Origin of the sequence: Gaetbulibacter sp. S0825 (assembly GCF_011777505.1) — a bacterium.
Classification (GTDB): domain Bacteria; phylum Bacteroidota; class Bacteroidia; order Flavobacteriales; family Flavobacteriaceae; genus Pontimicrobium.
Window position 1 is genome coordinate 153,634 of the sequence record NZ_JAATJT010000003.1, and the last position, 13,641, is coordinate 167,274.

The 13,641-nt window shown below is 32.2% G+C and carries 9 protein-coding genes; 1 reads left to right on the forward strand and 8 read right to left on the reverse strand.

Annotated features, from left to right (window positions below; translation table 11 throughout):
* The first annotated feature begins 28 nt into the window (after nucleotides 1-28).
* Nucleotides 29-1,006: a type IX secretion system membrane protein PorP/SprF gene (locus HB672_RS11825; RefSeq protein WP_167769741.1), complete on the forward strand. Its 978-nt coding sequence runs from the start codon at nucleotides 29-31 to the stop codon at nucleotides 1,004-1,006.
* Nucleotides 1,007-1,261: 255 nt separating this feature from the next.
* On the opposite strand, the gene HB672_RS11830 is transcribed toward HB672_RS11825, so the two are convergent.
* The 8 genes from HB672_RS11830 to HB672_RS11865 form a co-directional block, all read right to left on the reverse strand.
* Nucleotides 1,262-2,680 carry a TolC family protein gene (locus HB672_RS11830; RefSeq protein WP_244306615.1) on the reverse strand — a complete coding sequence of 473 codons (1,419 nt, stop codon included), beginning with the start codon at nucleotides 2,678-2,680 and terminating at the stop codon, nucleotides 1,262-1,264.
* A 13-nt stretch (nucleotides 2,681-2,693) separates the two neighbouring features.
* Nucleotides 2,694-3,368, reverse strand: coding sequence for an ABC transporter ATP-binding protein (locus HB672_RS11835; RefSeq protein WP_167769742.1), 675 nt, complete (start codon nucleotides 3,366-3,368; stop codon nucleotides 2,694-2,696).
* A gap of 18 nt (nucleotides 3,369-3,386) precedes the next feature.
* Nucleotides 3,387-4,130, reverse strand: a complete 744-nt coding sequence (locus HB672_RS11840; protein WP_167769743.1) for a DUF2807 domain-containing protein — start codon at nucleotides 4,128-4,130, stop codon at nucleotides 3,387-3,389.
* A gap of 15 nt (nucleotides 4,131-4,145) precedes the next feature.
* On the reverse strand, nucleotides 4,146-6,497 hold the full coding sequence (locus HB672_RS11845) for an ABC transporter permease (RefSeq protein WP_167769744.1): 2,352 nt from the start codon (nucleotides 6,495-6,497) through the stop codon (nucleotides 4,146-4,148).
* A 29-nt stretch (nucleotides 6,498-6,526) separates the two neighbouring features.
* Nucleotides 6,527-8,959: an ABC transporter permease gene (locus HB672_RS11850; protein ID WP_167769745.1), complete on the reverse strand. Its 2,433-nt coding sequence runs from the start codon at nucleotides 8,957-8,959 to the stop codon at nucleotides 6,527-6,529.
* A gap of 24 nt (nucleotides 8,960-8,983) precedes the next feature.
* Nucleotides 8,984-11,389, reverse strand: coding sequence for an ABC transporter permease (locus HB672_RS11855; protein WP_167769746.1), 2,406 nt, complete (start codon nucleotides 11,387-11,389; stop codon nucleotides 8,984-8,986).
* Between the two features lie 126 nt (nucleotides 11,390-11,515).
* On the reverse strand, nucleotides 11,516-12,193 hold the full coding sequence (locus tag HB672_RS11860; RefSeq protein ID WP_167770195.1) for an ABC transporter ATP-binding protein: 678 nt from the start codon (nucleotides 12,191-12,193) through the stop codon (nucleotides 11,516-11,518).
* A 23-nt stretch (nucleotides 12,194-12,216) separates the two neighbouring features.
* A complete protein-coding gene (locus HB672_RS11865) occupies nucleotides 12,217-13,467 on the reverse strand; it encodes an efflux RND transporter periplasmic adaptor subunit (protein ID WP_167769747.1) in 1,251 nt (416 codons plus the stop codon).
* Nucleotides 13,468-13,641: the final 174 nt, after the last annotated feature.

Consider the following 13,641-nt stretch of genomic DNA (forward strand, 5'->3'; position numbering starts at 1 on the left):
TATGCGCCTTAACATTAAAACTAATAAAATGAAAAAACGTATCATATATCTTTTAACTTTAATTGTAAGTTACAGTTATGGACAAGAATTAAATCTACCTGTTTTTACACAATATTTGGCAGATAACAATTTTGTTATTTCACCTACGTATGCTGGTATTGGAGATAATTTAAAACTTAGAGCCAATGGCTTAACACAATGGGTTGGAATTAAAGGTGCTCCAGATAATCAATCGTTTTACGGAGATTTTAGAATTGCCGATCGTTCTGGTGTAGGATTATCATTCTATAATGACAGAAATGGAAATACTATACAAAAAGGAGCGAAATTTTCGTTTGCACATCATCTTGTTTTAGATTTAGTATCCGAGCAATATTTATCGTTAGGGCTTTCATATAATTTTAATAATTTTAGGATTGATATTGACAACTTTGTTACAACTCCAGAAAACCCAATAATAGATCCGTTTATTACTGATGATAGAAGAACAAACAATAATAATTTTGATGTTGGTGCGCTATATAGATACAAAGCATTCTTTTTTAGTTTGAATCTTAATAACATTTTAAAGAAAAAAATTGATGAAAACGTTAGAGTATTAGAGCCTAGTTTATTATTAAACTATCAATTCTATGCAGGTTATACGTATGGTCAAGCTAAAGAAGGTGGCATTGAGTTTGAACCTTCAGTATATTTTCAATATTTCACGAGTGATAATCGTTCAAGCACAGATGTAAATATGAAACTTAGAAAGTTTGGCAAAGATGAAAGTTATTTTTGGGGAGGCATATCGTATCGTTTTCTTAACGATCAATTTTTCAAACCGCTTAACATAGGTCCAATGGTTGGGTTTAAACAATCTGTATTCTATTTTGGATATGCTTATCAGTTTACCACTAATGGATTATCTGCATATAATTCTGGTACTCACGTAGTTACTATCGGACTAGACTTCCTAAGAGGCATAAGTGATTGTGCATGTACTAGTAATCGTAGTCCTTGGTAATAATAATATGCTATAGGATGAAATTATCTAACTAAAATATGTTATGTTTTGGTATAGAGTTATTTCCCAATACAAAAACTAAGCTATTAAGCATTATAGTGCTTTTAATAGTAAGGTTACAAATTTGGCACAACTGTTAACAAAATAAAAAAATAGAATAAGGTTTTCATTATTCAAAAAATAAGAAAGTCACTTATTCGATTCCCACCTTGAGTACAGTAAAGCCTTCAACCTTTTTGGTTGGAGGTTTTTTGGTTAAAAATTGCCTCTATAGTATTCTAAAATCTTAACTAGTAATAAATATTCATATTTGGCATTTGCAAGATTAGTTTTGGCATTATCAAAATTATTTTTACTAGTGATGTAAGCCAAAAAGTTTGACACGCCATTATTAAACCTAACTTCATTAATTCGATACGATTCATTAAACGCCTCAACTTGTTTTACCAAACTCTGATAACGCATATAACTAGCATTCATATCAAAATAAACTTGATCAATCGTATTTTTAATTTCTTGTCGAGTTCTATCTAATTCAATAAGAGATTCTTCAAATTTAATTTTTTCAAGAGCGACATTATTTTTTGCTCTAAAACCATTAAATAACGGTAAATTAACAGATACACCAACAACAGTACTTAAGTTATTATCAAACTGGTCTTTATAACTAATTTTGTTACTATTAAAGACTGTTTGCTCTCTTAAAACGGGAGTGTCTTGATTGTTAATGGTTACAAAATCACCAGTTTCAATAATGTTTGAGCCTGTTGCCGAAAACGTTTCTGCTAAGCTAGAATAGTTCGTGTTCAAGCCAGCAAAAGCAGATATTTGTGGTGTAAATTGTGCTTTAGCAATACTAATTCCTTTTTTTGCAGCTTCCACCCTTGTTTCTTTAGCTTTAATAGTTGCTAAACTATTTAAAGCATCATTAAATACATCTTCAGAAGACAGCTCATAGCGCTCAAAATTTATCAACAAATCAATGGTCTCTATATAAATATTTTCATCCAAATTAAGCAATCTTCTCAGATTAAGTTTAGAATTATTCAACGCACTTTCTAGGTTAAGTATATTAGTTTCGTCAAGGGTTTTCTGAGCTTTTATATCTGTATAATCTGCTGGATTACCAACTTCTTCTCGATAGATTTCTTCTTGTCTTTGCAATTGATTATTAGTAACATCTAGACGCTTTTTAGCCAGCTCTAACACATCACGATTGTTAAGAACCTGCAAATAAGCTAAGGTCACCTCTAATATCAAATTTTGCTTTGCTTCATCTGTTTCTTGTTCTGAGGCCTGTCTATTTAAGCGTTCTTGCCTTACAGTATTAATTAATCTAAACCCATTAAATATTATGGCATCCAAATTCAATCTAGCATTAGAAAATGTCAATTCCTGATTAATAAAATCATTTGTAAAAGGGTCAATACTTCTTCCGTCGTTAACACCTATATTAAAGTCTCCGTTAACACTCGGTAATAAGTTGGCTTTTGATTGCTGATGGTTAATTTTTGTAGAATTAGCTCTTAAATTTGCTGATTTTAAATCAAGATTATTCTCTAATGCAATTGATATGCACTCATCCAGAGAATAACTCTTTCGATTTATATCTTGAGCGTGTCCAACCAAGGACATCAATACTATCAAGGCAAATATTACTTGTCTATATTTCATGATTATTATTTTATTATGAAACTATTTTACCATCTAGCAGGTTTACAATTCTTGAACCATAGGACGCATTGTCTTCTGAATGTGTGGCTTGAATAATTGTTACCCCTTCTTTATTCAATTTTGAAAACAGTTCCATGATTTCTGTACTCTGCTTTGAGTTTAAATTTCCTGTTGGTTCATCAGCTAAAATCAATTTAGGTTTTCCAACCAATGCTCTAGCAATCCCAACTAATTGCTGTTGACCTCCACTTAATTGAATTGGGAACAAGTCTTTCTTTCCAACAATATTAAACCGATCCAACATATCTGCTACGAGTGCCTTACGCTCAGAAGATTTTACATTTTTATATAATAAAGGGGTTTCAATATTTTCCCAAACGTTTAACTCGTCTATAAGATGATACGCTTGAAATACAAAGCCTATGTATTCTTTATATAATTTGGATCTATTTTTTTCTTTCATACTGTGCACAGGTTCACCTAAAAAGGTATAACCTCCTCCTGTAAAACTATCTAACATTCCGATACAATTTAGAAGTGTAGATTTACCAGAACCCGATGGTCCCATTAATGAAATAAACTCACCTTCTGTCACTTGTAAATCAATATTATCTAGTAAAGTGACTTTATTACTTCCTGAATTAACAGTTTTTGTTGCTTCGTTTAAGCTTAATAGTTTATTTGCCATTTTTTGTCGATATTTTTATTAATCGATACGACTTATTTTTGAGTCTCCAAAACTCAATCCTTTGCTTACTTCTGCTGTTCCTTTATGATATAATTCAGCTTCTCCATAAGCAGTAAATTTTATTCTCTTTGAAGCTTGCACTCTAAACTCAGCTTCTCCATAAGCTTTAAGTCTTGAGGTTTTATTATCCACTTCAACTAAATTAATTTCTCCTTCTCCAAAAGCAGTTATGTACTGATTCTCAGTATTACCCTTTTTTATTGTCAATTGACTTTCTCCATAAACATCAACATCAAAATTTTTAATATTTACTTCATTAAAAGTTACCTGAGATTCTCCATAAATCTTTAAGTCAAATTTTTCTACATCAATCAAACTTTCACAAACAGCTTTTTGCTCTCCTCGTAATGATAAATTATTAATGCTTCTATAAGTAACAAGAATAGTTAAGACTTTACCTTTATAAATTGGCACCTTCATCTTCACTCCATTTTTCACAATTTTTTCATGCTTAGTAGTTTCTTTAGCATCATCTAAATACACCCTAAGTGTCTCTCCTTTTACTTCTATATTTATTTTATTCTCAGGTTCTGTACTGTTTAGAATTGTAACGGATTCTTCATCGCCTTGCACAAATGTGGTCTCGATGTGTGGGCTGATAATTACTTTATTAAAGGATACTACTTCTTTTGCTGTTTGCGACAATGCAACTTGACATATACAAATTGATACCACAAATGCTATGTGTTTTAAATTTTTCATAATATATTTTAATATTTATTCTGTTTTTAAACTATCTACTGGGTTTGCCAATGCTGCCTTTATTGCTTGAAAGCTCACAGTAATTAAAGCAATAAGTGTTGCCATTATTCCTGCAATAACAAAAATCAACCAATTAACTTCTATACGATATGCATAATCTTGAAGCCAGTTACTCATTGTTAGCCACGCAATTGGAACTGCAATTAAAATTGAAATAAAAACTAGTTTTAAAAAATCTTTAGATAGTAACTTAATAATAGTAGATACGCTGGCTCCTAACACTTTTCGAATTCCAATTTCTTTACTTCGTTGTTCTGCTGTATAAGCAGCCAAACCAAAAAGCCCTAAGCATGAAATAAATATTGCTAACAATGCAAATATTTGTGAAAGATGACCAACAAGTTGTTCGCTTTTAAACTTCGCATTAAACCTTTCGTCTACAAATGTATATTCAAAAGGAAAAGCTGGGTTGTGCTTTTTTAATACAGCTTCAACTTCAGAAAGCATCTCTCCTGCTGCTATATCTGAATTCGTTTTTATATAAAAATATCGTGCATAATTATGGTAGTTAAAAAATAATACTGGATCACTAGCGCCATACATATCTCCATATAAATAATCTTTTACAACACCAACCACTGTATAGGTATCTCCTCTTGTAACTTGTTTACCTATAGCACTCCCTTCTCCCATTAATTTTGCAAAAGATTCAGTAATCATCACATTTGTACTATCAGCATCAACATTTTTATTAAACCCTCTACCTTCAACTAATTCCATTCCTGTAGTATTCAAAAAATCTGAGCTTACATACCTAAAGGAAATTAATACGTCTTCTGTATTGGTTCCGCCTGTCCATTCTAAACCTGATCCATTATTTCCACCTTGTAACAATTGAGAATTACTCAATGTAGCATCTTTAACAACTCCTGTGTTTATCAAATCTTGCCTTATAACCGAAAACTTCTCAATCATGGTACCATTAACATTCATTGAGATCAATTGGTCTTTATCATAACCTAAATCTCTATTCTTAACATGTTGAATTTGTTGATATACTAAAATCGTACTTATAATAAATACAATAGATATTGTAAACTGTCCTACAACTAATCCTTTGCGTATAAATGTTGCCGAACCATGAGTTGCTTTAACTCCTTTTAAAACTTCAACAGGCTTAAAGGATGATAAATAAAATGCTGGATATAAGCCTGCAAAAACACCACAAATCAATGTAATTCCTAATAGAACTAGTACATGTATTGGGTTAGATAATCCTAATATTAAATCTTTTTCTATTAATAGATTAAATTGAGGCAATAGTATTAATAGTAAGAATACACTAAATAACGTGGCTATAAAAGATAGTATCAATGCCTCAGAAACAAACTGAATAATTAATCGTGAACGTCCTGAACCCATAGCTTTACGCACACCAACTTCGTTCGCACGTTTTTCGCTACGAGCTGTTGATAGGTTCATAAAATTTATGCAGGCAATAAGTAATATGATTAATGCAATTATGGAAAATAACCGCACATAAGTTATTCGGCCACCAACTTTTTCACCACCTTCAAATTTAGATCTCAAATGCCAATCTTTGATGGTATGCAAAAAAGCATACGTATCACTCTCTTCGGTTTTCTCTTGAAGAATTTGACGGACTTGTGCATCAACAGTATCAAAATCAGCTTCAGGCGACAATTCAACAAAAGTATCTGAAAAGAAGCTACCATATTCAGTCATCCATTCTGCACCATCTCTATAACGCTCAAAGGGAGCCACCCAACTAAAAGGAAAAGATACATTTTCTAGAAGATTTTCTACAACACCAGTAATTAAATAATTATCAGTATTATTAACTCTTAAAACTTTCCCTAATACTTTTACATTTTTACCGTAAAGATCCTCTGCGGTTTTTCTTGTAAGTACTATTGCTTCTGGGTTAGAAAAAGCATCTTTGGCATTTCCTTCAATAAATGTCAAGCTAAATATTTCTAAGAAATCGGCATCTGCATATCTCCCTCTTCTATTAATAACATTCTCTCCAACTGTAAACATACGTTCTTCACTGCTTGAACGCGTTGCTCTTACTATTCCTGGAATTTCATCTTTCATGGCTTGTGCTAGAGGCCCAGGGGTGGAATAAAATGTACGCCATTCTCCCTCATAACTCTGATTTGTAGGAATAATATATACTTGATCTTGTTTTTCAAATGCATTATTAAAGCTCATCTCATCTTCAACCCAAAGAAAAATTAAGCTTGCACAGGTAATACCAATGGCTAGTCCAAAAATATTCAAGAAGCTATAGCCTTTGTTTTTAAGTAAACTTCTAAATGCAATTTTTATATAATTAAATACCATGATTGTTTGTTTTTGATGATTGATAGATTTTATTCTGTCTTTAAACTATTTACAGGGTTAGCTATTGCAGCTCTAATGGCTTGAAAACTCAATGTTATTAATGCAACTAATAGTGCTACAAATCCAGTTATTGCAAAAATCCACCAATTAAGATCTATTCTAAATGCAAAATCTTGTAGCCATTTATCCATAAACCACCATGCAATAGGTGTTGCTATTACAAATGCAAGCATGACTAGTTTTACAAAATCTGTAGATAACATTTTTACAATATTAGTTACTGAAGCTCCAAGTACTTTACGAATACCAATTTCTTTAGTACGCTGTTCAGCAATATAAGTTGCCAATCCAAATAAGCCTAAGCAGGCAATGATTATTGCAAGTATTGCAAAAGACATTGCAACTTTACCAACTCGCCTTTCTTGACGATACATATTATCAAAGGCTTCATCTAAAAATTCATAATTAAATGGCATACCAGGAGCTGCTGCTTTGTATTTGTTTTCAATTGTCGCCAATAATCCACTAACATCGGTTGTACTAAATCTATAAGCAGTTTCCCAACTGTTATTTCCTAATTGGAAACATAAGGCTCCAACATTTTCGCGTAGTGATGCAAAATTGAAATTTTTAACGACACCAATAATAGTATATGCTTCGAGATTACTATCACCATCTGTTGTATATAGTTTTTTCCCTATAGGGTTTGTAAAACCTGCTAATTTAACAGCAGTTTCATTTAAGATGATACCTGTTGAATCTGAACCGAAATCACGCGAAAAATTTCGACCTGCTTCCATTTCCATACCTATTGTTTCCAAATAATCGTAATCTATATTCCAATACTGCATATTAAACCCATTAGATTCTGTCATAACAGTTTCCGTTGAAAATGTTGTATCCGAACGCGAAGAGCTACCTACTGGTAAATAACCTGCAAACGAAGCGGATGTTATTTCTGTCAATTGCTCAATTTCATTCTTTAGAGATTGCCTAGTCTCACGTGATAGTCCAAAATTATTAACTACTACTACCTGCTCTTTATTAAATCCTAAATTGGAGTTTTGTATATGGTTTATTTGTTTATAAATAACAATAGTTCCAACAATTAATATGATGGATGTGGCAAATTGAAACACGACTAAGAAATTTCTTAATGTGTTTTTATTACTACCTGATGATAATTTTCCTTTTAAAACTTTAATGGGTTGAAATGAAGATAAAAAGAATGCTGGATATGTACCTGCTAATCCGCCTACTATAAAAGGTAGTATAAGAATAAAGATTAAAAATTTTGGACTCAATATAGAAGCCATTGACATTTCTTTTCCTGAAACACCATTAAACCAACCTAACGATAACCATACAAACAATAAGCCTACAAAAAGTGCCAAAACTGCAATTAAGGTTGATTCTGTTAAAAACTGCCCAATTAACGCTTTCTTTTCAGAACCTAAAACTTTACGAATGCCCACTTCTTTTGCTCTACCAGACGATCTTGCAGTGGTAAGATTCATGAAATTAATACAAGCAATCAATAATATAAATAAAGCTGCAGCAGAAAAAATATAGACATATTGAATGTTGCCATTTGCACTTAATTCAGCACCTCTCGAGGAATGTAGATGTATATCTGTAAGTGGCATTAAAGAATACTCTAACTTATTACCACTTGCTTCAAAATCATCCATACTAGAAATTTCCATGAATTGTGCTGCTTGTGGAAGTAAGTATTTATTAATAACTTCTTTGAAATTCTTATTGAAAGCTTTATAATTTGCACCTTCTTTTAATAGTACATAGGTGTGAAAATTATGGCTTAAATAATTTCCAAAACCATAATCTACATTAGCCATGGAAAAAAAGAAATCGAAATTGAAATGCGAATTTCTTGGTATATCCTCAATAACTGCTGTTACTTTATACAACGTGCTTTGATTATCATCAGTTTCTAACAGTTGTCCAATTGCTAGCTCTGGGCTTCCAAAATAACGATTAGCAGCAGTTTCTGTGATAACCACAGTGTTTGGATTACTAAGTGCTGTTTTGGTATCGCCTATTATTGCTGACAAAGTAAAGACATCAAATAAAGTAGAATCTGCGTGAGCAACTGCTGATTCGTTAATATATTCATTTCCTTTTTTGATTAATTTAGATCCGTTAGATGCATAAAATCTTACATAGTTTTCAACTTCTGGATAATCTTTCATTAGAACTTCTCCCATAGGATCTGAACTCACAGCCATACTCATTTCGGTGCCTCCAAAAATGACATCAGAATTTACTCGATAAATGCGATTTACTTTTTCGTGGTGTCGATCATAGTTTAATTCATCTATGACAAACATAGAAATCATAATAAAGCAACCAATACCCATTGACAAACCAATAATATTAATGGCTGTAAAGCCTTTATTCTTTATTAGATTTCTCCATGCTATTTTGAAATAATTTTTAATCATGATGTTCGCTTTTAGATGATTGATTTATTCTGTTCGTAATGAATCTACTGGATTTGATGTCGCTGCTTTAACAGATTGAAAGCTTACCGTTATAAGGGTTATTATTAGTGCTCCTGAACTCGCAATTAAAAACACTCCCCATGAAATATCTGTTCGGTAACTAAATTTCTGTAACCATTGACTCATAATGTAATAGGCAATTGGCGAAGCAATTAAAAGTGAAATAATAACAAGTGTTATAAAGTCTTTTGAAAGAATCATCCATAATTGACTAACAGAGGCTCCTAAAATTTTACGAACACCAATTTCTTTTGTTCGCTGTTCTGCTACAAAGGCTGCCAAACCAAAAAGTCCTAAACAGCTAATAAATATGGCTAATCCTGTAAATACTTTTGCTAAACTCGCGATACGCTCTTCAGATCTAAATTTTCTACCGTATTCTTCGTCTACAAATTGAAAGTCGAAAGGTGTATTTGGGAAATTCTTTTTAAAAGTACTTTCGATAAGCTCTAAATTTTCGCTAGTTCCTTTTTCAGGATTTAATCTCAAATTATAGAATGCTATGTTGCCGTATTTTTCAAAAACATACATAGCTTGTTTTACTGGGCTATAAGGTGATTGAATAACCATATCTTCAACAACTCCAATAATTTTCAAAGGCGGTTCTGGGTTAGGGTCATCTACATCAGAATCTTTAATAAGCTTACCTATTGGATTGGTTAAATTCATATATTTTACGGCTGTTTCATTAAGAATTACAGCATTAGAATCTGTTGCAAATTCACGTGAAAACCCTCGTCCTTCAATAATCTTCAAACCTAAAGTTTCAACAAAATCATAATTAACTGTAGTATGTGCTAAATCTTCTTGAAAACCTACTGGCTTTCCTTCCCAAGTATAACCACTTCGATTAGACCAAACATTTGTTATTGGGCTACTCATTGCCGTCATTTTTACCACTCCACCTGAAGCAATAAACTGATTACGCATGGTTTCGTGTTTTCCTACAAACTGAGAACTCATAACCGGAATTTGAATCAAGCCTTCTTTATCATATCCAACAGGTCTATCTTTACTATGTTGAATTTGATTCATTACCACCAAAGTCCCAATAATTAATGCAATAGAAACTGTGAATTGTGTCACAACAAGTATTTTTCTTGGTAACGATGAATAACGTCCTGCTTTAAAAGTTCCTTTTAAAACGGTAACTGGATTAAAAGACGATAAATACAATGCAGGATAACTACCTGCCAAAAATGAGGTGATTACTATAAAAATTAATGAAACTATCCAGAACATGAAATTTGCCCAAGGAAAAACAATCGATTTACTAGCTAAATTATTAAAACCATTTAAAAACAGTAATACAATACCTAGAGCAACAACAAATGATAGAATAACAATTAAAAACGACTCGCTTAAAAATTGAAATATTAGTTGCCCTCTTTGTGAGCCTATGGATTTTCGGATGCCTACTTCTGTCGCCCTTTTTTCTGAACGTGCGGTACTTAAATTAACAAAATTAATACAAGCTAATAACAGTACAAACAAGCCAATAATACCAAATAACCATACATTTTCAATGCGTCCACCAGACTGAACACCATTTTCAAAATCACCTCTTAAATACCAATCTTTCATTGGAAATAAGAAAACCTGAGGATTAAATTCTGCTTCTTCTGGTGATGCATTTTTCTTAACATCAATAATTTTGGCAGTAATTGCTTCCATTGTTGTGTTTTCATTAATTTGCACAAACATTTGAAACGAATTATTTCCCCAAGATGTTTTAGCGCGTTCTAACCATGGCTGAGTAGTTATATAATACTTCCATGGGATTAAATAATCCGTGTCATTAAATGTGTTATTTTCAGGTATATCTTTATAAACTCCAGAGACAATTAAATCGTCTTGATTATTAACTTTTACGATTTTGCCAATGGCAGTTTCAGAGCCAAATAAAGCCTTTGCAGAAGATTTAGAAAGCATAATTGCATTTTTCTCTTTTAAACCATCTCTTATGCCTTCAACAATTTCTAAGCTCAACATTTCTGGTCCGCCTTCTTGCATTGCATTTCCTTGCCTGTATATATTGGTTTCACCAAAACGAAGATATCTAGGTTGTGTCCAAGACGACATTACAATATGCTTAAAATTATCATTATAATCTTGTCGTAAAGCAAATTCTAATGGCCTTGGAATTGCAGGCCCTGTATCTATCTCCCCATTATTGGATGACGATTCGTAAACCTGAGCTATGGTCGCTTTATTTTCGAAATGATTATCATAACTAAGCTCATCTGCTATCCACAACCCTATCATAATGGTTGCAGCCATACCAATAGCTAGACCAGATATATTAATAAATGAATATACTTTGTTTTTCAACAAGTTTCTTAAAGCTATTTTAAAATAATTTTTAAGCATAATTTTTAAGAATTACTGTTCGTTTTTTGATTGATTTGACTTTAACACTTCAGTATAAATTGGTTGGTTAGTTATTACTTATACTGAAGTGAAATCGCCAGATTGATTATTGATTGATGATTATTTTTAAGCTAAAATATTCTCGGTTACTTTTTGCCCATCCAACATGCGGATAATACGATGACTATATTTTGCATCGTGCTCACTATGCGTTACCATTATTATAGTAGTTCCAGCGTCATTTAAATCGATAAGTAAATCCATAACCTCATTACCGTTTGTACTATCTAAATTTCCAGTTGGCTCATCTGCCAAAATCAATTTAGGATTGTTTACAACAGCTCGAGCTACAGCAACACGTTGTTGCTGACCACCAGATAATTGTAGTGGGAAGTGATTACGTCTATGCATAATCTGCATTTTTTCTAAAACAGCTTCTACTTGAACTTTTCTATCGGCAGGTTTTACTCCTGTATATATTAATGGTAATTCTACATTTTCAAAAACTGTTAACTCATCAATAAGATTAAAGCTTTGAAAAACAAATCCAACATTATGTTTTCGTAGCTCAGAACGTTTGCGCTCGTTATACCCAGACACTTCTTCTCCATTAAATTTGAAGCTACCACCGTCTGAGTTATCTAACAAACCAAGAATATTTAGCAAAGTAGATTTGCCACAACCCGAAGGACCCATTATAGCTACAAATTCACCCTGTTTAACCTCAAAGGACAGTTTGTTTAAAGCAATGGTCTGAACCTCTTCAGTTTTGTAAAATTTTTCTAAATCGTTAATTTGTATCATTGTGCTCATGTTATTTTGATTTCTTATTTTAATATTAATTCTTCTGTATCTCCAAAAGAATCGTAACTCGACGTCACTACTTTATCTCCTGGATTTAAACCCTCTAGTACTTCGTAATATTCTGTGTTTTGGCTTCCTAGCCTAATATTTACTTTATAAGCAGTGTTACCATCTTCACTGACTTTAAAAATCCAATTACCTCCTGTTTTCTGAAAAAAACCTCCTTTAGCAACTAATAAAGCTTCTTTTTCTGCACTTAAAGCAACTCGTATTTGTAAATTTTGACCTCTTCTAATGCCTTCTGGAACTTCACCTTCAAAATTCATATCTACTTGAAAACGACCGTTAGTCACTTGCGTAAACACTTTCTTAATTGTTAAAGTGTAGGTTTTATTATTAAGTATAAATGTTCCTGTTTGCCCGTTATAAATTCTAGAGATATAATGCTCATCAATATCCACTCTTACTTTGTAACCACTCGTTACATCAACTTGCCCTAATCGTGTTCCTTTGGTTATAGATTGACCGATCTCAGCATCTAATGATGTTAGTTGACCATCAATTGGTGCACGTACCACAAGATCACCTACTTTTTTACGCATAAGTTCTAGAGCACTTTGTGTTCTAGCATATGAACTTTTAGCTTGGTTAATTTCCAGTTTTGATGAGATAGAATCTTCAGATAATACTTGCTCTGCCAATTTCATGCGTTCTTTTTGGTAATCGAAATTATTTTTAGAAGATTCATAATCCATTCTACCTATTGCATCTTTTTCGTAGAGTCTCTTGTTTAACTTATAGATACGTTCAGCTTCAATTAGACTATTTTCAACATCTGTGAATTGATTTTGTCTATTGATTGTATTCTGACGTGCAGCATTTTGGGAAATTTGCATCTGTGTCAATAGATTATAAACTGAGGTTTCTTGATTGACTAAACTTAACTCCAAATCTGTGTTTGATAAACGCAAAATTGGTTCGCCTTTCTTCATCATCGCACCATCTTCAACAAACTTCTCTTCTACGCGTCCACCTTCCAAAGCATCTAGATAAATTGTAGTAATTGGCAATACAATACCATTCACAGGAATATTTTCTTGAAACACATCTTCACTTACCGTATTTATAGAAATACGCTCTTTCTCGACATTTAATTTTGAACCTCCAGAGGTTTGCATAATTACATAAACGATTAAAGCCATAATTGCCAATATCCCTATTATGAGGCCTAATTTTTTATTTGAAAATTTCTTCTTCTGAATTGGAACGTCCATTGTTGGTTTTTTATTTATACTATTTATATAGTGAAGATGATGCCAAAATAATAACAAGCTGAAAATCAAACGATTATTGATTTAGCAAAAAATTAAAGTGTTCGGTTTTGATACACATTATGTCCGAAAATGCACACTTTTGTACACCCAAAAAATTTTAGTTTTTGAATATAA